Below are 22,797 nucleotides of genomic sequence, written 5' to 3' on the forward strand. Positions count from 1 at the left end.
CCGTGACCGGCCCGCGTCGAGCGGGTACTTTGGGGAGATGACCTTCTCCCAAGCTTCTCTCCGCCGCTCGGCCGTCGTCGTGTCCTTCGTGTCGCTCGCGCTCGTCGTGGGCGCCTCCGCGTCGGCATGCAGCTCCTCGGCGACCCCGGGGGACGGCGACGCGTCGACCCCGACGGACGCCTCGACCCAGACCGACACGTCGACCCCGACCGACAAGGACGCGAGCGCGACGCCGGACTCGTCCACTCCCGATGCTGCGACGCCGGGCAACTGCACGAACAACGGCTTCGTCTCGGTCGCGACCGACGGCATCGCCAAATCGGACGGCTCGGTGCTCATCGCCGGCCAGACGACGCTCGCGACGCCGGTCGACACGCTCGAGGTGGTGCTGCTCCCGCCGAAGGGTGGGCAGGTCGCGGTCGGAAAGCGGACCCTCACGGCCGCGGACGCGAGCTACGCCGATTGCGAGACGTGCATCGTCATCCGCACGAAGTGCGACGAGAACCTGTCGAACTGCGCCAAGGCCTTCATGCCGACCTCGGGCACCGTCGACATCACCGCGTTCTCGGGCAAAACGAAGCCGTTCGAGGCCACCGTGAACGCGAACCTCGTCGAGGTCACCATCGACGACAAGAACGTGACGAAGCCCGTCGCGGGCGGCCAGACCTGGTGCCTCTCGGGGCTGAAGGTCTCGGTCGCGAGCATGCAATAGACGCGAGCGGGGCGGTGCGAGCGGCTCTGCGCGACACGCAGGGCCGCTCATGGAACTACGCCGGCCACGGAGCTCGAAGAGTTTGCCTCGCCGCGGTCGGCCCGGTAAGCGAGTTTCATGAGCCCCGTGCGCGTCGCTCTCGTCGTGTCTCTCGCGGTCCTGTGCGCCTTGTCCGGCTCGGTCGACGCTGCTCCTCGCCGCCCGAAGGTGCGGCTCGTGGGGAAAGTCGCGCGCGGCCAGAAGGTCGTCGTCGAGCGCGGCGGTCGCTCGAAGGCGATGTTCGAGCTGCCCCCTTGGGTCGCTCCGGACGAGATGTCGGTCTCTCCGTCCGGCAGGCACGCCCTCGTGTTCGCGAAGCTCCGGCGCGGCGAGCCTCGTACCGCCATCGTGTTCGACGTGTCGGAGGTGGACACGGCGTCGGAGACGGGGCGCTTCCGACCCGGTGTGGGGGGCACGTTCACCTGGACCCCGAACGACGGGCTCTCGCTCGTCGCCGGCTGCGGCACGGGCTGCGCGACGGTGCAGGCGTTCGACGTTCACGGGCGCAAGCTCGCCAGCCTGCTCTGCGACGGCTTCGACGACGCGAGCGAGAGGTCGCGCGATCGCAGGTACGTCGCCTGCTTCTCGACCTCTTCGAGCGGCAACGCGGGGGAGCTCGAGATCGTCGACACGACCGACGGGCACGTCGCCGCGAAGACGCACCTGCCCTGCACGAGCACCGCGGGCGTGAACCGCGCCGACGTGCGCTTCGACGAGACGCGCAAGGCGCTCCGCTTCTCGTGCGACGATCTCGTGCACCGCAAGGAGCTCGCGGTCGTCGTCTCGTGGGAGCCTGGCGAGCCCACCCTCGTCAAGAAGGCCACGAAGTCGCTCTGATTCTCTCCCGCTCCGTCCCAAGTTCGGTACGCTCGACGTCGCACCCAGGGGAGAACGAACGACGATGAACCGAACGACCACGAGGACGAAGGCCGGGATTGTGCTTCTTTTCTGCGCGATGGCGCTCGTCGCCTGCAAGAAGAAGCGCCCGCCGCCCAACACCGGCGTGCCCGAGTGCGACGAGTACATCGTCGCCTACGAGGCCTGCATCGACAAAATGGGCGCCATGGCCCGCTCGGCGGCCGAGTCGGCCCTGAAGGCCCAGCGCGACGGCTTCGAGAAGGCTGCCGCCACCCCCGAGGCCAAAAAGGCCCTCGGCCCGCAGTGCAAGCAGCTGAAGGAGAGCATCAAAGCCTCCTGTCCGTGACACGGCCGTCTCCGATTCGTCACACGCGGGCAGCTCGGGCTGCCCGCTGCCGTTTGGGCCTCCCGGGTTTCGGTCGCTGACGCATCCTCACTGGTTTGGCGCGCCCCACCCTGCTACACGCGCCCCGATGCCGCGCCGCGACGACCTCAAGAAGATCCTCCTCATCGGTGCTGGGCCCATCGTCATCGGGCAGGCCTGCGAGTTCGACTATTCGGGCACCCAGGGGGCCAAAGCCCTGGCTCGCGAGGGGTACGAGGTCGTCCTCGTCAACTCGAACCCGGCCACCATCATGACCGACCCGGAGATGGCCGTGCGCACCTACGTCGAGCCGCTCGACGTGACGACGCTCACGGCCATCCTCGAGCGCGAGCGGCCCCAGGCCATCTTGCCCACGCTCGGCGGCCAGACCGCGCTGAACCTCGCCCTCGCCCTCGCCGCGAACGGCACGCTCGACCGCCTCGGCGTGGAGCTTCTCGGGGCGAAGCCCGAGGTCATCGAGAAGGCCGAGGACCGCAAGCTCTTCAAAGACGCGATGACCAAGATCGGTCTCACGTGCCCCGAGGCGGCCGTCGCGCACTCGGTCGAAGAGGCGCGGGCCATCGTCGAGCGCGTCGGATACCCCGTGATTCTGCGGCCGTCGTTCACGATGGGCGGCACGGGAGGAGGTATCGCCTTCACGCCCGACGAGCTCGACGACAAGGTCGCGTGGGCTATTTCGCAGTCGCCCACGCGCGAGGTGCTCGTCGAAGAGAGCGTGCTCGGTTGGAAAGAGTACGAGCTCGAGGTCATGCGCGACTCGGCCGACAACTTCATCGTCGTGTGCTCGATCGAGAACCTCGACCCGATGGGCGTGCACACGGGCGACTCGATCACGTGCGCCCCGGCCATGACGTTGACCGATCGCGAGTACCAGCGCCTCCGCGACGCGGCGAAGGCCATCATGACCGAGATCGGCGTCGAGACGGGCGGCGCGAACGTACAGTTCTCGGTCGATCCGAGGTCCGACAAGTTCCACGTCATCGAGATGAACCCGCGCGTCTCGCGCTCCTCGGCGCTCGCCTCCAAGGCCACGGGCTACCCGATCGCGAAGATCGCCGCGAAGCTCGCGGTCGGGTACACGCTGCCCGAGCTCGTGAACGAGATCACCGGGACGAGCGCCGCCTTCGAGCCCGTCATCGACTACGTGGTCGTCAAGTGGCCGCGCTTCGCGTTCGAGAAATTCCCGGGTGCCGACGACACCCTCGGCACGCAGATGAAGAGCGTCGGTGAGGCCATGAGCATCGGCCGCACCTTCGCCGAGGCCCTCCAGAAGGCCGCACGTTCGCTCGAGACCGGCCGCGAGGGCATCGACACGCTCGTCGGCAAGGTGGACCACGCCGCGATCGTCGCGCCGAAGAAGCCTCGGGATCTCGTGATGGAAGCAGCGCTCCCCGAGGGGCCTCACAAGATCCCCGAGCGCTCGACGGACGAGCTCCTCGCGGCTCTACGCGACATCGTTCGAGTGCCGCGAGCCGACCGCTTCTTCCACGTCGCCGACGCCATGCGCCTCGGCATGAGCGAAGAGGAGGTCTACGCGCGGACGGGCATCGATCCGTGGTTTTTGGCTCAGCTCCGAATGATCCTCGACGAAGAGAAGAGCCTCACCGCCGGAGACGTCTCCCCCGAGGCCATTCGCCGGGCGAAGCGCATGGGCTTCTCGGACAAGAAGATCGCCGAGCTTACGTCCGGCTGCGAGGACGACGTCCGCGCCTTCCGTGAGAAGCACGGCATCTTGCCCACGTTCTTGCGCGTCGATACGTGCGCCGCCGAGCTCGAGGCGGACACGCCGTACCTCTACTCGACGTACGAGTCTCGGAGCGACACGGCGAAGTCGACCGGCAAGCCCAAGGTCATGGTGCTCGGTGGAGGCCCGAACCGCATCGGGCAGGGCATCGAGTTCGACTACTGCTGCGTGCACGCGACGATGGCCCTCCGCGAGGCGGGGTTCGAGACCATCATGGTGAACTGCAACCCCGAGACGGTCTCGACCGACTGGGACTCGTCTGACAGGCTCTACTTCGAGCCGCTCACCCTCGAGCACGTGCTCGCCATCTGGAACGAAGAGAAGCCCATCGGCGCGATCGTCCAGTTCGGCGGCCAGACGCCCCTCAAGCTCGCGAAGGCCCTCGAGGCCCGTGGCGTCACGATCCTCGGCACCTCGGCCGACGCCATCGATCGCGCCGAGGAGCGCGGCCGGTTCGACGCCCTGCTCGAGAAGCTCGCTTTGAAGCGGCCGCGGAGCGCCATCGCCCGCGGCGCCGAAGACGCGCTCGCGAAGGCCGAGGAGCTCGGCTACCCCGTGCTCGTCCGCCCGAGCTACGTGCTCGGAGGACGCGCGATGGCCATGGCCCACTCGAGGGAGGACCTCGAGCGCTTCGTCCACCTCGCCCTCGAGGCCGCGAGCGAGACCGACGCGAAGACCATCTTGGTCGACGAGCTCCTGGAGAACGCGATCGAGGTCGACGTCGACTGCGTGTCCGACGGCAAGCGGGCGGTCATCGGTGGGGTGATGCAGCACATCGAAGAGGCCGGCGTGCACTCGGGCGACTCGGCCAGCGTGCTGCCGCCGCACTCGCTCGGGCCGGAGATCGAGCTCTCCATCGAGGAGCAGACCCGCATGCTCGCGCTCGAGCTCGGCGTCGTCGGGCTCATGAACGTGCAGTTCGCGGTGAAGGGCAGCGACATCTACGTGCTCGAGGTGAACCCTCGCGCGAGCCGCACCGTCCCGTTCGTGTCGAAGGCCACGGGCCGGCCGCTCGCCAAGGTCGCCGCGAAGGTCATGGCCGGGAAATCCCTCGATGATCTGGGTATTTACGACCTCCCCACGCCCCGCCACGTCGCCGTCAAAGAGAGCGTCTTCCCGTTCGCCAAGTTCCCGGGCGTCGACACGATCCTCGGACCGGAGATGCGCTCGACGGGCGAGGTCATGGGCATCTCGGCCACGTTCGCGCGGGCGTTCGGCAAGAGCATGCTCGCGTGCGGAGTCGCGCTGCCCAAGGCTTCGGCACAGACCCGCGTGTTCGTGAGCGTGAAAGACGCCGACAAGCCGCTCGCGTGCGTCCTCGCCCGCAGGCTCCGCGCCCTCGGCTACGAGATCGTGGCGACCCGCGGGACGGCCGCAGCCCTCGAACGCGCGCGTGTGCCCGTCGAGCACGTGCGGAAGGTCCAAGAGGGCTCTCCGCACGTCGTCGATGCCATCCGCGAGGGCCGAGTCTCGATGGTGGTCAACACCACGGTCGGGGCCGATGCCGTCCGCGACAGCTACTCGCTCCGCAGGCAAGCCCTCCTCACGAACGTGCCCTACTTCACCACGATGGCCGCGGCGATCGCCGTGTGCGACGCGATGGAGGCCTCGCGCGTGGGCGCGTCGACCGAGGTGCGTTCGCTGCAGGAGTGGGCCGCCGACTGACCCTGCGGACGTCATCTTCGCGAGTCGGCCGACTCGGCCTGACGTGTCCTCGGAGGACGTCGCTCGTGATCAGGTCGTAGGCGGTAGCTTTCGCCGTCGCGCGACCTCTTCGAGCTCCTCGAGCTCCTCGCCTGTCGGATCGAGCTCGGGGAAGATGGCGACGCGGAGGCGTTTCTGCGTTTCGGTCTCTCGCACGGCCGACACGATGTCGCCCACGCGAACGCGCACTTCGGGTGCGGTCTCGGCCTTCACGAGCATGCGCCCGGCAGCAGCGCGTAGGTCCTCGGGGGCGTCGGGGTCGCGGAGCAAGAGCCAGAGGTCGTCCCTCTCGATCGTGCTCCCCCGGTAGCCCGAGGCTCCGAGCGCGCTCGCGGCGACGTCGATCCGCGCGAGCCAGTCGCGCGCACGCTCGTGCCCGCGGCGGAGGGTGTCGACCCGGGTCCTCGCCTCTTTCTTCTCGGGCCCGAGCCCCTTCGCACGTCCGACGCATGCCGCCAGCTGCGCGCCGAGGATCCGCAGCGACTCGTCGTCGACCGAGGCGCCGGCGAGGCCGCCGACGCGATGGGACGCGCGAATGGCGTGTCGACCGACGCCGAGCTCGAAGAGCCCGTTTTTCGAGGCGATCCCCGAAATCGCCTCGAAGGGCACGCGGCTCGGGGCAAACCCACGGAGTGCAACACCGTCGGGCTCGAGGGTCAGGGCGTGATTCGTGTGCCGCGCGAGCGCGCCCAAAATCCCGAACGACGCAGGCATCCACGCGAAGACGAGCATCATCCACCCGAGCACGACGTAGGCCGTGCCCTCGGCCGCGAAGAGCGAGCCCACGCCGAACGCGAAGGCCGCCATCGTCATGAGCGCTGCCACGGCCCGAGCCGTCGGCGCCCACGTCTCGGCGGCGCCCGGCCAAAGCGGCCAGGTGATCGTCCCGAAGCCGCCGTGCCCAACGCCGAGGGCCTCGCGCGCGCGCTCGAGCTCCTCCTCGGACGCGAACACGAGCGTCGTCGGGCTCTTGCGGCTCTTTCGGGCGAGGGTGAGCGCGATGCCCTCGGCGACCCTCGCGGTCGACGCCCCGGTGAGATCGGCCGCGGAGATGGTCTGATTGCGGACGCCCGCCCCTCGGAGGTGGAGCGAGCCGCCGGACGGGACGACCTCGACCTCGCGCGCCGGAAATCGAAAGAGGACTCCCGGGAGGCAGAGCCCGAGCGTCAGGATCGCGCCCGTGAGGAGCGCCGGTGCGCCGAGCACCGCCATGAGGATGCCGACCGGGAGCAACACGAGCGGCACGAGGCGGTTTCGCGCCGGGCCTTCGGAGTCGTGGAGCACCGCCCGCATCCCCCTCAGGATACCGAGAACTCTCTTGGTGGGAACGTGCCCGCCTCGTGTTCGTGCCCGAAACGGCGTTTTTTCACCGAGGCCCTTTTTGCCAGCCCATGCTTCGTGCGATTCGGCCCGCGCGGACGCAGGTCTGCGGCCCGAGCGTTCCGGGGTTTCCATGAGGGGCCAATTGGCTATGCTGCGTCGGGTGAATCGGAACGAAGACAGCTCGCTCTCGGCGCTGCTCGAGGTGCGCAAACACGACGTGGAGCGCGCTACCCTCGGGCTCCGCGACGCCGAGCGTGCGGCCGAGGTCGAGCGCGCGCAGGTCGCGGCGGCCGCGAGCGATCTTCGGACGGCGACGGAACAGCGAGACTCTGCCCGCGTCGCGCCCCTCCCCGGGACGTTTCGCTCCTCGGACCTCGTACAGCGTGAAGCTCACCTCGCCGCGCTCGCGGCCGTCGTCGCTGGGCACGAGTCGCGAGTCGCGTCCCACGAAGCGCGTCTCGCCGCTGCCGAAGCGGTGTGCACGGAGCGTCGTACGGCCCTCGCCCGAGCGCTCGCCGAAGAACGGGCCGTCGCCGTCGCGCTCGAAGGTCGCGCTCGCGTCCGAGCCGTCGCCGCCGAACGTCGAGCCGACGACGACGCCCTCGAGGTGCACGCTCACGAGACGAGGCGCTCGTGAGGCTCCGTCGGGTCGCGCGAGGCATGGGGATGCTCGTCGCAGGAGCGCTCCTCCTCGGGGCTTGCGGGCGCTCAGGCTCCGAGCCTCCGCGCCCTCCGCCTCCCGCGACCGACGCCGACGCCGACGCCCGCCTCCCGGACGCCTCGTCGCCGCGGGCATCCGGCCCGGCCCTTCGGCCATGGATCGACGACCCGCGGCTCGTCGAGGCCAAGGCCGCGCTCCGTGCCCGCGACGTACGGAGGGCCGCGCTCCTCGTCGACGAGCTCGCGGCCAAGGCGGGGCTGCCACAGCCGGAAATGTGTCTCTTTTCGTATGTTTCCGGTCGCCTCTTCGCTCAGTCCGGGGAGCCCTCGCGAGCCCTCGTGGCGTTCACCCGTGCGTCGGTCGATGGGTGTGTCGTCAGCGCGTACGCGCGCCTCGGTGCTGCTCGCGCCGCGCTCCTCACGCAATCCCCGGGCGAGGCCGAGAAGCTCCTCGCGTCCGTCACGGGGACCGCCGCCGACGACGAGGCTCGCGTCCTCCGCGCCGACGCGCTCGCGCTCCTCGGGCGCCGCGCCGAGGCCGTGCCCCTCTGGAGAGCCGTCCTCGAAGGCGCGCCCCGTGGACCCCATTGGGTCGAGTGCGCCGGCAGGCTCGCGTCCGCGCTGGCTGATGGAGAGGCGGGCGCGCCGCCCACGGAGGCTTCGGCCAAAGAAGCCTACCGGCTCGCCACCCGTGTGCTGCTCGAGGTTCCGTCGCGCGCCGACACCTACGGCGCCAAAGCGTCGCGGGCGCGCGCCGCGCAGGTCGCGAAGCTCCCGTCCGAGCTCACCCGTGAGGAGCGTCTCGTGGAGGCCAAGGCGCTCGTCGACGCGGGAGATCCGTCGCGCGCGCTCGCTCGTGCCCAGGCGCTCGCGGCCGAGCCCGGGCTCGACCCGAAGCTTGGGTGCGGCGCTTCTCTCGTCCGCGCGCAAGCCATCGCGAAGACCTCCAAGAGCGCGCCCTCGGCCGACGCGTGGGGCGACGCGATCGGCAAATGCGACGCCGATCCGGAGCTCGTCACGGCGCTCTACTCCGGGGCGAAATCGAGCGCGTCGGCCAAGCGCCCCCAAGAGGCCCTCTTCCGTTTCGCCGAGGTCGAGCGACGCTTCCCCGCCCATCGCCTCGCCGACGACGCCGCGCTTCGAGCGGCGGCCGTGCTCGAAGATCAGGGCGACCGTGCGCAAGCCATCGACAAGCTCGCGCAGGTGGCCGATCTCTATCCCGAGGGGGACATGCGCGGCGAGGCGCTCTTTCGCGCCGCGCTGCTCGCGCAGAAGAACGGAGACACGGCCCGCGCCAGCACGCTGCTCACGCGCATCGACGCGCTCTTTCCCGACGATCGCCACTGGGCCTCGGCGGGGCGCGCCACCTTCTTTCGGGCGCGGCTCGCCGAGCGCGCAGGCGACACGAAGGGCGCGCACACGCTCGACGGGGACGTCATCGCTCGAGCGCCGCTGTCGTTCTACATGGCCCGCTCCTACGCGCGTTTGGCCGAGGCCGACCCGGCGGCCGCCAAGGCCTCCCTCGATGCGCTCGTCGCGCGTGACGCGAGGTCCGAGGTCCCGGCTCCGTCCCCCGAGGTGCTCGGCTCGGCGCCGTGGAAGCGCGCGCAAGCGCTGCTCGAGGCGCAAGACGTGGACGGCGCCAAGCGCGAGCTCGTGCTGGCGGGTGCGCTGGCCGAAGGGGCCTCCTCGGAGCTCGTGTGGGCGTCCGGGGCGCTCTTCGTCGGCGCGCGTGCTTGGGACGTCGGTCATTCGTTCTCGCGCGGCCGCGTCAAAGACCACCTCGCCCGTCTCCCCGAAGGAGGTTTTCGCACCCTGTGGGAGACCGCCTACCCTCGCGCCTTCGACGACGAAGTGGCTCGCGCCACGGCCGCGCACGGGGTCATGCCCGCGCTCGTGTTCGGGATCATGCGCGAAGAGTCGAGCTTCATGCCCGAGGTCCGTAGCCCGGCGAACGCGTACGGCCTCATGCAGCTCATCCCTCCGACGGCGAAGTGGGTCTCCGACGGTGTGGCCGTCTCCGAGGCCGATCTGAAGAAGCCCGAGGTCTCGGTCGACCTCGGGACGAAGCTCCTCGGAAAGCTCTTGGGGACCCACAAACACCCTGCGCTGGCCATCGCCGCCTACAACGCGGGCTCGGGTGCCGTGCATCGTTGGGTCGCGGCCAACGGCGCCGACGAGCTCGAGCCGTTCGTCGAAGGCATTCCGTACGAAGAGACACGAAACTACGTGAAGCGGGTGCTCGCGAGCACGGTGACGTACGCGTACCTCTACGATCGCGCCCACCTCGACGAGCTGCTCCGGCTCCCGTCGAAGGTCACCCGGTGAAGAAGCGCGCGACCCCTCAGCTCGCGTTCGACTTCGTCGCCACGCCCCCCGCGGAACGCGAGGCTCCGCCCACGTCGCCCCCCTCGGCAAAGGCCACGTCGGCGCCAGCCGCGGCGAGCGCGCGCGAGCACCCCCTCGAGCGCTTCCCTGCGTCGGCGTCTCCGGAGCCCTCCGCCGCCATCGTGTTCGTGGTGCCCACGGCGAGGCACGTCGAGCGCTTTCTCGTCGCGGGGTACTCGGCGCTCACGTTCGGCTCTCTCGAGGAACGTCTGCTCGCGTCTCTCTCCGGGCTCTCCGTCGCCACCCGAGCGCACGAGCGTCTCGCGCTCGCCGAGGCCCTCGAGGAGGGGCGTTTCGCCATCCCCGGCGGGACGACGCGGCTCTCCCGCTACGTGACCGCCGTGCTCGGCGCGCTCGACGACCTCGCGCGCGACGTGGGGCCTCTCGAGGCGGCCCGAGGCAGCGCGCCTCCCGTGTTCGCCGGTCGCATCGCCGAGCTCGCCCGGCTCTCGTCACGCTTCGACGCGCGCCTCGAAGCGCTCGGCCTCGTCGCCGAGAGGAACGTCGCCCGTTCGCTCGCTCGTTCGGTCGCGCGTGCGTCGTACGGCGAGGTCGTCGCGGCCCTCGGCGCCCGCGCCGTCGAGTCACGGCTCGTCCTCGAGCTGTCCCCCGGGCGCCTCACGCTCTTGGCCGAGCTCGAGAAGAAGCTCGCCCCCGAGGGAGGGCGCGCCACGGTGTGTTTGCCGATGTTCGATCGACCGTTCGATCCCGAGAGGGTCCCGGACCCGCTCGAGACGGTCGCGACGTGGGTCTTGCCGCGGCTCTCCGACGCCCCGAGGACCGTGCCCCTCGAGCCACGGCTCGGCGTGCTCGACGGTGTGACGTCGCCGTCTCGTGAGCTCGCGGCCGACGTCGACGTCGTTCTCGCGGCGTCGCTCGAGTCCGAGGCGCACGCCGTGGCCGCCGAGGTGCGCGCCGCGCTCGCGTCCGGGGCGCGCGTCGAGGCCGTGGCGGTCGGGTACGGGGCGCGAAACGAGGCGTTCCTCGCCGAGCTGGGGCGCGCCTTCGAGGCCGCCGAGGTCGTCGCTCATGGGGTCCCCGAGACCCGCTCGCTGCTCCCGGCCATGGTCGAGGATCTGCGGCGCGCCCTCGAGGAGCCGTCGTCACGCGCGCGCGCGAAGGTCCTCGCGTCGCCCTTCGTCGATCTTGGCCTCCCGAAAGGGGAGGGCGGGCGTCGCCTCGCCAGCGTCGCCAAGGTCGTCTCCGCCGCTCCCGACGTCCGAGAGGAGCATGGCCTCGCGGCGAAACGCACGATCGAACGCGCTCGACGACCGGGCGCCGCCGGAGACTCGGCGCGTGCACGCGACCTTCGCATCTGGCAGCGCCTCGCCGACGTCCTCGACGCCTTCCCGGCGGAGGGGTCGATGGCGGAATTCGTCACGGCGTTTGCCCGTGTGCTCGGCGAGCTCGGGGTGGGGCGTCGCGCCGTACGCGCGCGTCGCGACCTCTTCGAACGCGACGACCTCTCGCCCCACGACAGGCTCGAGGCACGCGCGCTCGCCGCCGATGCTCGGGCCTACGCGGCGCTCGAGGCCGCGCTCACCGAGCTCGAACGCGCCTGGCAACGAAATGTGCAAGTGTTCGATAGTACGAGGTTTTTCGACGAGCTTTTTGCGGTCTACGACCCCGCGCCGAGCCTCCCCGGGGCCTCGCGGACCTTGGCAGTGCGCGTCGCGAAGCTCGCCGATCTCGCCGACGAGGACCTCGATCTCTTGGTTGTGCCCCTCGCGACCTCGAGGGGGCTCGGTGGCGGCGGGCCTCGCTCTCCCTTGCTCTCCGTCGAGCTGCTCGGCGCGCTCGGTCACGACGCGAACGCCGCTTCGGCGCGGTCGCTCGGCGCGCTCGCGCTCGCGGCATCACGGGCCTCCAAGGTCGTGCTCACGGCGACGGCCACGACGGACGACGAAGGCGACGACGAGGTGCACCCGGCCGTGACCGCGCTCGTCGACGCCGGCGCACGGAGGCGCTCTTTCGGGCACACCTCGCGCCTCTCGTCGCCGCTCTCGCCCCTCGATGCGCGTGTCCTCGCGCTCCTCGAAGGCGGAGAGCCGAACGATCCGGCGCTCCGTGCCCGGGTGGACACCGAGCGCACGCGGGAGGCGTTTTTCCTCGACGAGAAGCGGCCCGTCTCTCCCCCGATCGGCCTCGTGGAGGGCGCGCCGCTCACCGCCCTCGAGGCCGACACCGGGGCGCACAAGCCGCTTCCGCTCACGGGGCTCGAGCGTCTCGCCGAGTGTGCGTTCCGCGGCTTTTCGCACGTCGTCCTCGGAGCGCGCGAGCCCGTCGAAGGCGAGGATCTGCCGACCGCGCGCGAGGAAGGCACACGGCTCCACGGTGCGCTCGCCGAGGCACTCACCGCGGCGAGGCCCCTGCTCGAGGCACGCCCCCCGGTCCCGTCCGAGGTCGTGCGCACCGGGCTCGCGCGCGCCGAGGCCTACCTCGCGGAGGTGCGCACCGCGGCGCCGCTCGAGGCTATCCTCGACGCGCGTGTGCTCGACGTGGCACGCCGAGTCCTGGAGGACGCCGCCGCCGATCCGGACTGGGTGTTCGCCTTCGCGGAGAAGGCCTTCGGCGAGAACGAGCCGCTCGCATGGCCGGCGCTCTCTCTCGGCGAGGGGGAGCTCCTCTTGCGTGGGCGGATCGATCGCGTCGACGTCGGCCGCGTGACGGCGTCTGCGCGCGTGGTCGACTACAAACGAGGCTCGCTCGAGGGCATGCGCGCCAAGGTCGGCTCGACGGCCCTCCAAGTTCCGCTCTACGCGCTCGCGGCGCGCGAGGCGCTCGGGCGCGCCGACGTGACCGGCATCTATTTCTCCCTGCGCGACGAGATGCTCGCGCGGCCGAACGAGAAGGACCGCTGCGCCGACGAGGTGGCCCAGCAGATCGAAGGGGCGATCGAGGTCCGCGCCCTCGACGTCGTCCGCCGGGTGCGCCGAGGTGACGTCACCCCTCGCCCCGAAGACGAGCTCTCGTGCCGCACGTGCCCGTTCTCCGGCGGGTGCCGGAGGCCGCGCTTCGCGATGCCTGCCGAAGAAGACGATGGGCGTCCTGGAGGCGAGGCGTGACCGCGTTCGCCTTCGAGAGGAACACCGTGCTCGTCGCGAGCGCGGGCACCGGCAAGACTCACACCCTCGTCGGGGTGCTCGTGCACGTGCTCCTCGGCGAGCACGCCGACGGCGAGCCCGTGAGCCCCGCGCGTGTGGTCGCGACCACATTCTCCCGAAAAGCCGCACACGAGATTCGGGAGCGTCTTCGAAGCGAGCTCACGCGGCTCGTGGGCGAGCCCGAGTCGTCGCTCTACTTCTCCGCGATCGCCGACACGCGCCGCGCGCTCGGGCGCCCTCCGCCGAGCCCGAGCGAGATCTCCAAGAAGGCGCGTCGTGCGTCGGCGCGGGTCTCCGACGTCACCATCGGGACGTTGCACGGCTTCTGCCTCGGCCTCCTCCGAAGCTTCGGCGTGGAGGCCGGGCTCCCCTACGGCGTCGAGGTCGCCGACGAGGCCGAGGTCCGAGCCCGCGATGCCTCGGCCATCGTGCGCGCCGTCGAGCGGTTCGCGGCTGACGGTCACGCCGACTTCGTCCGAGAGCTCGTGGGGCGGTCCTCGGGGCTCGACGGCCTCGTCACGCGTCTCCGGCAACACTTCGAGGCGACGAGCGAGCTCGGCATCCGCGCCGGCTCCCTCGTCACGTCCGACGACGATCGGAGGCTCGTCGAGAGGCGCTTCGACGACCTCCACCGCCGCGTGCACGCCGTCGCGTCGCTCCCCCGCTACGAGCAAGCGGCGGGGGCCTTCCTCTCGGCGATCAACGCCAAGAACGACGTCCCGTTCGAGGTCGTCGAGGCGGCGCTCGTCGCGCTCGCCAAGGTGAAGCGCGCGTCGAACGGCCCGCCCGCCGACGTCGCCCTCCAGGAGCTCATCGAGACTCTCCCCAAGGTGTCCGACTCCAAGGCGACCCGCCTCCTCCGCCTCTTCGCCACGTACGAGCTCCGCGAGACGTTCGGCCCGCGCCAAGACGCCCTCCGCGGTCTGCTCGTCGCGTGCGAGGAAGAGCTCTCGGCCGAGCGCGAGCGCGCGCCGGGGCTCGGCTTCGGGGAGGTCTTGGGTCGCGTCGCGCGGCTCCTCGCCTCGAGGGACGACGTGGCCCGCGAGGTCGGGAAGCGCTTCGACGTGCTCCTCGTGGACGAGTTTCAGGACACGTCGGCCATCCAGAAGCGCATCGTCGAGCTCGTGTGGGCGGAGCCGTCGGCGCATGGTCTCGTGCCAGCCGTGGGCCTGCGCGACGTTCGTCCGAAAGGGCTCTTCGTCGTCGGGGATCGCAAACAGTCGATCTACGGGTTCCGCGGGGCCGACGTGTCGGTCTTCGCGGAGCTCTGCATCGGCCTCGCGGGAGAGCGCGCCCGCGAGAAGCTGCGTGTGCCCGGGGGCCTCGTGTACGCGCCCGAGCCCCCTCGCGCGAGCTTCTTCCCCCTCCGAACGAACCGGCGGAGCCGCCCCGAGATCCTCGCGTTCGTGAACGCCTTCTCGGCACGCGCGTTCGTTCCCCAAGAGGCGACCCCCGAGCTCTTCGACATCGAGTACTCGGCCGAGGTGGAGGACCTCGAGGCCCCCGAGGGTGCCGCGACCGAGCCCGCGCGGGAGCGAGTCGTCTGGGTGAAGCCCCCGTTCCGACAGCGCACCGGGAAGAAGCCCACCGTGACCACGCGTCGCGACGAGGCCCGCGCCATCACCCGCATCGTCATGGAGCTCGTCTCGGGCGCCCGCGCGGCGAACCTCGGCGCGGGCCGGGCGGCCACCTACAAAGACTGCGCGGTGCTCGCGCTCACGAACGAGATGCTCGACGAGATGGCCTACGCGCTCGCCGAGGCGGACGTGCCCTACGTGCTCGCCGGGAAGAGCTTCTACAAGGCTCGCGAAGTGCTCGATACTGCTGCGCTTTTGTCGCTCTTGGTCGACCCGTCCGACAGGCTCGCCGCGCTCACCGTGCTTCGCGGTCCGTTCGCTGCCGTGAGCGACGCGACCTTGCTCGCGCTCTCGGAGGAGGGGCGAGGGCTCCTCCCGATCTCTCCTTCCATGTTCGAGGGGCCCCGCGCCCACCTCGCCGTCGACGAGGCCGAGCTCGCTCGTGTCCGGGAGGTCGTCGAGGTCGTCGAGCGGCTCTCTCCCCTCTTGTCGCGGGTGGGGCCGGGGCCCGCGCTCCGTGCCGCGTGCGAGGCGCTCCGTCTCGAGGAGGTGCTGGCGGCGCTGCCACGTGGACGTGCCCGTGTCGCGAACGTACGGAAGACGCTCGCGCTCGCGGACGCCGAGACGCGCGCCGAGGATTTCGTCCGGCGCATCGTGTCGCGGGGGCAAGGCACGGACGACGAAGGCGAGGCCTCCACGTTCTCGGACGAGGACGACGCCGTGCGTCTGCTCACGGTGCACGCCAGCAAGGGGCTCGACTTTCCGATCGTGTTCTTCCCGCAGTGCGGCGCCATCGTGAACGACGCGTCTCGAACCGGGCCCTTCGCGGTCGACCTCTCGGGCGGCGGCGAGCCGAGGCTCGGCATGCGCATCGCGCACCCCTCGGGCATCGTGATCGAGAGCCCCACCATGGAGCGGGCTCGCCTCGTGGCCGTTCGGCGCGAGCGGGCCGAGCGCCGTCGCCTGCTCTACGTCGCCCTCACGCGCGCGTCGCACATGATGTTCCTCGTCGGGCAGCGGAGGGCGAAGGAGTCGGGTGAGGTCTCCAAGTCGGCCGAGACGGCCCTGGCCACGGTGCTCGCGGCCATGGAGAGCTCCGAGGCCACCCGCGCGCTCTTCGGGGTCGTCGAGCTCTCCGAGGTCGTGCCTCCCGAGCCCCGTGAGAAGACGGCCTCGGGCCCTGCGGCGGCCCACGAGCCGAGCGCGCTCGAACGCCGAATCGTTCCATCGTTCCGGGTACTTCCGATCGCCCCCACGTCCCTCCAAGACTTCCACGTGTGCCCCCGTCGCTTCGAGCTCGTCCACCTTTTGGGCCTGCCGGAGCACGTGACGGCGCGCCCCGGAGCGCACGCCGCCTCGGGCCCCCTCGAGGAGGCGACCGGAGCGGAGAAGACGACGGTCTCGGCGGCAGCCGACGAGGGCACACGAATGCACAAGGTCCTCGAGCGCCTCTCCGCCGACGCGCTCGGGCGCCTCTCCCCCGAAGCGACGTCGGAGGCGGTGGCCGAGGGGCTCACGCGCGAAGGGTACCCGGAGGACCACCCTCGCCACGAGGTCCTCCGAAAGCGCATCACTCGGTTCGCGACGGGCCCGTGGCTTCGTGAGGTCATGTCCCGCGGGGCGGAGGCGCGTCGCGAGCTCTCGTTCGCGGTCGAGGTGCCCATCGGCGAAGATCGTCGTGTCCTCCTTCGCGGGGCCATGGACCTCGTCGTCGTCGCGGGCGACGAGGTGCACGTCGTCGACTACAAACGCGCCCGCGGGCCGGGCCTCGAGCCTTACGCCTTTCAGCTCGAGCTCTACGTGCTCGCGGCCCGCACGCTCTTCCCGAGCGCGAGGCGCGTCCGTGCGGGGGTCGCGTTCCTGGGTGGAGATCCCGAGACTCCGCTGTGGCTGCCCGACGTGGACCACGAGGTGTCGGAGCGTCGCGTCCGAGACGCCGCGACGGGGCTCTCGGAGGCGCGGGCGACGGGGCGCTTCCCGCGGGCCTCGCGCGCCGTATGCGACGCCATCCACTGCGGCTTCGTGGGTCGCTGTTATCCGAAGGCGCGCGAGCACGCCGACGAGTGAGCTTGCTCCTCACGCGCGGGGGCGTCTCCTTCGAGGCGAGGTCTCGCGTGGACGCGCGGCCACGAGGGTTGCCACGCGGGTCTCCCCATCGGCGGGGAAGGGCACCGAGGCGTACCGAGGGCCCGCGACGACCACGTGGTCGAGCAGGGGGACCCCCACGATGGCCGCGGCCTCCGCCACGGCGCGTGTGAAGGTCGCGTCGGCGTCGCTCGGCGACGGATCTCCGCTCGGGTGGTTGTGTACCAGCAAGAAGCCGCGCGCGTTCTCACGAAGGGCGCACGCGAGCACGTCCCCCGCGCGGATCGAGAGCGCATGGCCCCCTCCTCGTGCGACGCACCGCGCGGCCCGGAGCCGATTGCGCCCATCGAGCGCGAGCATCCATAGCTCCTCGTGCTCGAGGTGCGCGAGGCGGCTCATCGCCCACGCGTGCACCCGTGACGCGTCTTCGATCGTGACCGGCGGGGGCGGGGAGAGCGCCCTCCTCCCGAGCACGAGCGCGTTCGCGACCCGGTGCGCGCCCTCGGCCCCGAGGAGGCTCGAGAGCTCGCCGAAGCCGAGCCTCGCCAAACCGAGCACTCCCCCGGCACGCTCGAGGGCCTTCGCCGCAGCCTCCATGGCCGCCCCCTCGGAGCCTCCGAGCACGCTCGCCAGGACGTGCGTGTCGGGGAGCACGTCGAGCGAGCCGGGGTCGACTACCGTTTTTGGGATGGCCTCGTTCGAGATCGTTCGCATGCCCGCCAAGAGCAGGCCGCGTGCCTAAGCTTCGAACGCGAAACTCTTGGGTTTTTCGACCAAGACGGGTGGCCCGGCCGATTTTCCTGGTGGCCCCGGCCATCTCGATCGGAGAGCGTTCATGGGCTCGGACGTCGATGCCGACTACGCGTCTGGGCTGACGTTCTGAGCGGCCGAGCCGTACCTCACGGCTGCGTTGCGGCTGCCGGTGGTTCTGAATCATTTCCGTAGGTTGGCGCCAACGTCGGTGGGATCTCCGGACGGATCACGGACGGCGACAGGGCCGGCGCGCGGGCCGGATCACGTCTCACGTCGCACGGCCGGCTCGCCCGTGCGCCCCGATCTCGTCGCCGGCTCTCGTGCTCAGCGGCCCTGGCAGAGACCGATGGCCGTATCGCGGATGAGCGAGCTCGGCTTGCAGACGAAGTCGCCCGTGCACGACGGCGCGCTCACGCGACACAACTGGAAACACTTCCTTGCGCCCGGCTTGCCCACGCACGTGAGGCCCGCCCCGCAGTGGGTATCGTCGCACGCTTCGCCGGCCTTGGCCTGCCCCACGCGGACGCAGCTCGTGGTCCCGTCGTCGGCGGCGATGGCGCACGTCTCGCCCTGCTCGCACTGCCCGCTCGTGAGGAGCTTGCAGGCCTTCACGGGCATGCACACCGGAACGATGACGCTCGCCTCTTCGTTCAGCTGCACCACGTCGCAGAAGGTCGCGCCTCCGCTCGGCGAGCCCACGTTGGAGCACGTCCCCCCGCAGCAGTACTTTCGGCACTGGCCCATGCCGTCGGCGCGCAAGATGCAGTCGGACCCCGCGGCGCAGTCGGACGAGCTCGAGCACATGTCGCCCGGGGCGCCCTTGCCCGAGGGGGTGCACGACGGACCCCCCAACGTGACGCGGCAGGAGTCGACCTCGAGGTTCCCCCCGTCGATGGCCCCGGCGTCGGCGGCAGGCGCTCCCCCGCAGGAGACGGCGCCCTCGTCGGGCCAGCAGGTGGTCTTGGTGGCTTGGCAGAGCGGGCTGCCGCGGAGAGGCTCTTTGGCGTCGACGTCTCCCGCGCCTCCGTCGCTCGTGAGAGACGCGGAGCCCGTCGGGATAATCTCGGGGGGGGCGCTCCCGTCGGCCGACAGCGCGTCGTTCGACGCCGAAATCGAGCAACCACCGACCGCCGACAGGGGCAGCCCGAGCATGGCGAGGACCGCGAGCGCTCCCCCGAGGGCCGGCGAGCGGGGCCTTCGAGGCAGGGAGCGTGGAGCGGCGGGAGTGTCGGCCATGGCTTCGGCGATTCTCTTATTCACGCCCCATGCCGCGCCTAAGGGCGCCTGGTCGGGCATTCAACTGCCCGAATTTATTAGCTATTGCGGGGCGGTGCGGGCACGCCTCGGGCGTGGCCCATGACTTCGGTGTCGCGATACGACGGGCGAAGGCTGCTACCCGAGCTGCCTCCGGGGCGCAAGAAAGGAGCGCGAAGGCCCCTCGAACCGGCCCGAGGAGCCCTGCTCGCACCTCTACTTGGCGTCGACCTCGCGGCTCGTGGCGTTTCCGGCGGCGTCGTAGACCCGCACCGTCACGACGTGGGCGCCGGGCGGCACGAGGGAACCGATGTCCTCGTCGATGGCCTCGTCGGACGAGTCGAAGATGCCGTCTTGGGGGCTCACGGGGCGGAACTCGGTGCGCCCGTCGTACGCGACCTCGACCCGGACGACGTTCGACACCGTGTCGCGAGCGCGCAGGCGGAGCCGACGACCCGCGAGCTGGAGATCGGCGATCTGCGGAGGGGTGTTGTCGATGGTGAAGGCGTCGCTCTCTTTGGCGTGCTTCTGCGCGTCGCGAGGGCCGTTCGAGATCTCGTCGCTCGCCTCGACGCGCACCCGGTACTTGCCCTCGGGGATCGCCTGCGTGTCCCACTCGAGCTCGGTCTTGGTGAAGGTCTCGTCGGGCTTGGTCACGTCGTAGAGCGTGCTCGCGCCTTCCTTGCGGAACGAGACGCGGTAGCGGAGCGCGTCGGAGTCGGGGTTGTCGACCTTCCACGAGATCTTCACGGTCGCGTCGCGCTTCGGGATCTCGCCGCCCGAGGCCACGATGCCGTCGCGAGGCTCTTTGGCGGGCGCGTTCTTGGGGCCCGCGCTCACGTCGAGCACCACGGGGCGCACGTTCTCGGTCACGAAGGGCAGGGTGACGTCGGTGAGGGTGGCGCGTGGGTCGACGAAGCGCGCGCGCACTTGCACGTAGCGCCCCATCGGGCTCGAGACGCCGAAGGTCTGGGTCTGGCCTGCGCTCCACGCGCTCCACGTGCCATCCGGGGTCTGCGTGTTGCCCGTGCGCGTCGACACCTCGAGGCGGCCCGTGCCGCGCCACGAGAGCTTCCCGAAGCGTGCCCGCAGGGTCGTGTCGAGGACCTTGCTCGTCCACACCGCCTCGCCGCCGCCCTGGCCGAGCACGCGGTGGAGCACGGGCGGATCGCTCGTCGCCACGAAGCCCTTGCCGTTCGCGATCATGACCGCCCCCACCGAGCGCTCGTCGGTGTCGACCTCGAGCGTCACGGCGTGCGTGTCGTCGACCGTGTACACGCGCCCCTCGGCGCCCGTGCCCACGTGCGGGAGCCCTCGCTCGTCCACCCAGAGCGCCGTGTAGTGGTGCTCCTTGTGGTCCATGAGCTTCTCGGGGCGGCCCTGCGGATCGAACTTGTAGAGTACACCCTTGCCGGCCTTGGGCCTCGCGCTCGTCGTGGGCCCTTGCGGCGACCGACCGACGGCGACGGGGCTCCGCTTGGGCGGCTCGGGTGGCTCGCCGTACTCGTTCGCGCAGGCGAAGACGGTCCCGTCCTTCGCCACGGCCACGGCCTTCACCTCTTCGCCGGGGAAGTCGTAGAGGACCTCGGCGCGCCCGGGCCCCTTGATTTTGTAGAGGATGCCCTTGCCGCTCGAGCCCGCGTACACGTCTCCGTTCGGGGCGAGCGCGACCGACACGAGGTGCGGCTCGTCGCTCTTGTAGACCACCTCGGACGACCCGGCCCGTACGTGCAGCACCTTGCCCTCTTTGCCGCCCGTCGCCGCGTAGACGCCCGTGCCTTGCGCGTCCACCGCGAGGGACCACACGTAGGCGACGTCGTCCAAGGTGGCGAACGGCGTGACCTTGCCCTGCGTGACCTTGAAGAGCTTGCCGTCGGGGATGGTGGCCGCGATCACCGTGCCGTCTTTGAGCTCGGCGAGGGCCGTCACCGCGAGGCCACCCGTGTCGGCGTAGGGCTGCGCGGCGTCCCCCACGACGCGCACGATCTTGCCCTGGGGGCTCGTGCCGACGAGCACGCTCCCGTCCTTCAGCGCGAGGGCCGCGAAGCTGGCCTGCACGTCGCTCCCGAGGGGCGCGTTGCCGAGCGTCAGCCCCGCGCGGACCACGCCGTCCGAGCCGACGGCGACACCCTTGAGATCCCCGCCCGAGAGGCGCTCGATCGAGTCGAGCACGAAGGTGCGGGTGCCGACGGCGTGCGCGGGGAGCGCGACGAGACCGGCGGTAGAGGCCGCGAGGGAGGCGAGCACGAACGAGCGAAAGCGAGGCATCATGGGGGAGGGCACCAGGGAGAGAGAAGAGGGGAGGGCGGCGCGCCCGGCGAAGCTCAACGGAGGACGGACCGCACACGCACACGCACACGCTCGCTGCCGTCGACGTACTTCTCGATGGGGACGATGGTGCGCGCGTAGGACGCGACGGCCTCGGGGCCGACGTCGCTCGTCTGCGGGCGGAGGAGATCGAACGCGAACGACGGAAGCTCCGGGGCGACCTTGCCCGCGAACGCGACGCCGTTCTGGCGCACGCGGTACTGCACGACGAGCGCCTTGGGCGTCACGTACTGCTTCTGCGAATTCGCCAACAGATCCGAGAGGTTCTGAGGTGCGGCCACCTCGGGGGAGACGGCGTACCCCGGCAGGATCTCGAGGTCTACCTCTTTGCCCTCGAGCCCCTCGCGCAGCGGCACCTCGACGACACGCGACACCTCGGCGCCGTACTGCGGCTGGAGCTTCAGGCGGATGCGCGCCTTGCCCCCCGCGTCGACCTGCGGGTCGAGCAGCTCGGCGCCCTTCAGGCGGTAGAGATCGCGCGAGTAGTCGAGGGTGAGCACGCTCTCGATTTTGTCGATGTGGGCGATCTCCCACGGGTTATTGAGCACGTCGCCGACGAAGCGAATCACGCGGGTAAAGTCGCCTCCTTCGGGCATGCCGCCGGTCGCGACGCCGAAGTCCTCGAGGTCGAAGGTGCCGCGCCCGCGCACCGTCACCTTGGACGTGAGCTTCCAGGTGACGTCACGACGCTCGTTCGCGGTGGCCTCGATGACCGCCCCGAACACGGCGGCCGTGAGCTGCGGGCTCATGAATTTGTCGGCAGAGACCTCGGTCTTCCAGGACGTCTTCGGCGCGCCCACCGCGCCCTTCACCTCGACCGAGAGCGGGAACACCGGGGCCACGATCTTCTCGTCGAGCACGACCGAGCTCATACGATCCTGCACGAGCGTGCCGAGCGGCTTCACGAGCTCGCCGATCTTGGACGAGTGCTGATCGCTCGCGAAGATCCAGAGCACCTTCGCCAGCGCCGTGGGCAGCGCGCACGTGCCGGCCTCCATCATCGGGTGCCCGAAGCCCGTGGCCTTCGAGCCCTCGACGTGCGTCACCGTGCCGAGCCCCATGAACGACACGTCGCCGCGCACGAGCGCCACGCCGAGCGAGCCTCCGTCGACGAAGTGCTCCCTGCGTCGGCCGAGGGCTGCGCTTGCCCGCCGCCCGCCTGCATCGGCTCGAGCCCGAGCGGGGCGAACACCTTGCGGAGGTAGGCCGCCGTGCGATCGCCCACGCCGCCCATCATGAGGGGCGTGGCCGCGGGCACGAGGGGCCGCGCGGGATCGGGGGCGAAGCGCGCGTGCATCTGCTTCGTGTGCGCGGCGAGGTCGTACTCTCCGGGGGTGCCCTCGTACGAGGTCTGTGTGCGCTCGGGCCGCGTGACCTCGGCGTGGGCCTCGCGCTTCTGGCCGAGCGCCAGAGGAGCGCGCCCGTCGAGCGGCGAGAACCCTGGCGGGATGGGCCTCCGGAGCTCGGCGAGCATGGGCGCGATCGGCGTGACCCCGGCGACCGGCTCGGTCTGGAACATCGCCCACGAGTACGCGTACGCGCCGGCGAGCCTGCCGTCGAAGTAGATCGGGCTCCCGCTCATGCCGCGCACGTTCTTCGTGACGTTGAGCCGCGGGTGCGGCGTCTTCACCAAGATGAGCTCCTGCGACGGGCGGAAGTTGTGGAGCACCCCCACGACCTCGACGTCGAACCGCTCGGGCGTCATGCCCTTGAACACGGTGAGCCCGTAGCCCTTCATGCCCTCTTTGATCTCGCTCGGGGCGATGGTGCGTGGGCGGTCGTCGCCGTTCGCGAGGGCACCGTGAGGGCGAGCGACAGCGCGAGGCCGGCTCCGAGCGCGCAGGTGGGCGCATGAACGTGTCGCATCGCACGATGCTCTCAAG

14 protein-coding genes are annotated in these 22,797 nt (G+C 70.9%); 8 read left to right on the top strand and 6 right to left on the bottom strand.

Translation table 11 applies throughout. From position 1 onward, the window contains the following. Window positions 1–37: 37 nt before the first annotated feature. From IPK71_16960 to carB, 4 genes are all read left to right on the top strand, one after another. Window positions 38–712 carry a hypothetical protein gene (locus tag IPK71_16960; GenBank protein ID MBK8215433.1) on the top strand — a complete coding sequence of 225 codons (675 nt, stop codon included), beginning with the start codon at window positions 38–40 and terminating at the stop codon, window positions 710–712. Between the two features lie 117 nt (window positions 713–829). Then, window positions 830–1,588, top strand: coding sequence for a hypothetical protein (locus IPK71_16965; protein MBK8215434.1), 759 nt, complete (start codon window positions 830–832; stop codon window positions 1,586–1,588). Between the two features lie 64 nt (window positions 1,589–1,652). After that, window positions 1,653–1,955 carry a hypothetical protein gene (locus IPK71_16970; protein ID MBK8215435.1) on the top strand — a complete coding sequence of 101 codons (303 nt, stop codon included), beginning with the start codon at window positions 1,653–1,655 and terminating at the stop codon, window positions 1,953–1,955. 127 nt (window positions 1,956–2,082) lie between these two features. Then, window positions 2,083–5,403: a carbamoyl-phosphate synthase large subunit gene (carB, locus tag IPK71_16975; protein ID MBK8215436.1), complete on the top strand. Its 3,321-nt coding sequence runs from the start codon at window positions 2,083–2,085 to the stop codon at window positions 5,401–5,403. Between the two features lie 69 nt (window positions 5,404–5,472). On the opposite strand, the gene IPK71_16980 is transcribed toward carB, so the two are convergent. After that, window positions 5,473–6,735 (bottom strand): hypothetical protein, encoded by a 1,263-nt coding sequence (locus IPK71_16980; protein ID MBK8215437.1) that lies wholly within the window; start codon window positions 6,733–6,735, stop codon window positions 5,473–5,475. Between the two features lie 190 nt (window positions 6,736–6,925). Between IPK71_16980 and IPK71_16985 the strand changes: the two genes are divergently transcribed. From IPK71_16985 to IPK71_17000, 4 genes are read left to right on the top strand one after another with little or no spacing between them, the layout of a single operon-like run. After that, window positions 6,926–7,402 (top strand): hypothetical protein, encoded by a 477-nt coding sequence (locus IPK71_16985; GenBank protein ID MBK8215438.1) that lies wholly within the window; start codon window positions 6,926–6,928, stop codon window positions 7,400–7,402. Beyond that, window positions 7,399–9,753 (top strand): transglycosylase SLT domain-containing protein, encoded by a 2,355-nt coding sequence (locus IPK71_16990; protein ID MBK8215439.1) that lies wholly within the window; start codon window positions 7,399–7,401, stop codon window positions 9,751–9,753. The genes IPK71_16985 and IPK71_16990 overlap by 4 nt, the downstream gene beginning before the upstream one ends. Beyond that, window positions 9,750–12,878, top strand: a complete 3,129-nt coding sequence (locus IPK71_16995; protein ID MBK8215440.1) for a PD-(D/E)XK nuclease family protein — start codon at window positions 9,750–9,752, stop codon at window positions 12,876–12,878. Before IPK71_16990 ends, IPK71_16995 begins: the two co-directional genes overlap by 4 nt. After that, complete coding sequence (locus IPK71_17000) at window positions 12,875–16,561, top strand: UvrD-helicase domain-containing protein (GenBank protein ID MBK8215441.1); 3,687 nt, start codon at window positions 12,875–12,877, stop codon at window positions 16,559–16,561. The genes IPK71_16995 and IPK71_17000 overlap by 4 nt, the downstream gene beginning before the upstream one ends. 9 nt (window positions 16,562–16,570) lie before the next feature. On the opposite strand, the gene IPK71_17005 is transcribed toward IPK71_17000, so the two are convergent. From IPK71_17005 to IPK71_17025, 5 genes are all read right to left on the bottom strand, one after another. Continuing rightward, window positions 16,571–17,293 (bottom strand): JAB domain-containing protein, encoded by a 723-nt coding sequence (locus IPK71_17005; protein ID MBK8215442.1) that lies wholly within the window; start codon window positions 17,291–17,293, stop codon window positions 16,571–16,573. A gap of 363 nt (window positions 17,294–17,656) precedes the next feature. Continuing rightward, the gene (locus IPK71_17010) at window positions 17,657–18,568 is read right to left on the bottom strand and encodes a hypothetical protein (protein MBK8215443.1); all 912 of its coding nucleotides are present in this window, start codon (window positions 18,566–18,568) and stop codon (window positions 17,657–17,659) included. Window positions 18,569–18,802: 234 nt separating this feature from the next. Next, the gene (locus IPK71_17015) at window positions 18,803–20,857 is read right to left on the bottom strand and encodes a hypothetical protein (GenBank protein ID MBK8215444.1); all 2,055 of its coding nucleotides are present in this window, start codon (window positions 20,855–20,857) and stop codon (window positions 18,803–18,805) included. Window positions 20,858–20,910: 53 nt separating this feature from the next. Then, window positions 20,911–22,005 (bottom strand): hypothetical protein, encoded by a 1,095-nt coding sequence (locus tag IPK71_17020; GenBank protein MBK8215445.1) that lies wholly within the window; start codon window positions 22,003–22,005, stop codon window positions 20,911–20,913. After that, window positions 21,957–22,652, bottom strand: coding sequence for a hypothetical protein (locus IPK71_17025; protein MBK8215446.1), 696 nt, complete (start codon window positions 22,650–22,652; stop codon window positions 21,957–21,959). Before IPK71_17025 ends, IPK71_17020 begins: the two co-directional genes overlap by 49 nt. Between the last annotated feature and the right edge of the window lie 145 nt (window positions 22,653–22,797).

The sequence above is a fragment of the Myxococcales bacterium genome (assembly GCA_016712525.1).
Taxonomy (GTDB): domain Bacteria; phylum Myxococcota_A; class Polyangia; order Polyangiales; family Polyangiaceae; genus JAAFHV01.

Excerpts from the sequence above, each read along its gene's own strand:
- IPK71_16960 (MBK8215433.1), top strand. The coding sequence starts at position 38 with ATGACCTTCTCCCAAGCTTCTCTCCGCCGCTCGGCCGTCGTCGTGTCC.
- IPK71_16965 (MBK8215434.1), top strand. The coding sequence starts at position 830 with ATGAGCCCCGTGCGCGTCGCTCTCGTCGTGTCTCTCGCGGTCCTGTGC.
- IPK71_16970 (MBK8215435.1), top strand. The coding sequence starts at position 1,653 with ATGAACCGAACGACCACGAGGACGAAGGCCGGGATTGTGCTTCTTTTC.
- carB (MBK8215436.1), top strand. The coding sequence starts at position 2,083 with ATGCCGCGCCGCGACGACCTCAAGAAGATCCTCCTCATCGGTGCTGGG.
- IPK71_16980 (MBK8215437.1), bottom strand. The coding sequence starts at position 6,735 with ATGCGGGCGGTGCTCCACGACTCCGAAGGCCCGGCGCGAAACCGCCTC.
- IPK71_17005 (MBK8215442.1), bottom strand. The coding sequence starts at position 17,293 with ATGCGAACGATCTCGAACGAGGCCATCCCAAAAACGGTAGTCGACCCC.
- IPK71_17010 (MBK8215443.1), bottom strand. The coding sequence starts at position 18,568 with ATGGCCGACACTCCCGCCGCTCCACGCTCCCTGCCTCGAAGGCCCCGC.
- IPK71_17015 (MBK8215444.1), bottom strand. The coding sequence starts at position 20,857 with ATGATGCCTCGCTTTCGCTCGTTCGTGCTCGCCTCCCTCGCGGCCTCT.
- IPK71_17025 (MBK8215446.1), bottom strand. The coding sequence starts at position 22,652 with ATGAAGGGCTACGGGCTCACCGTGTTCAAGGGCATGACGCCCGAGCGG.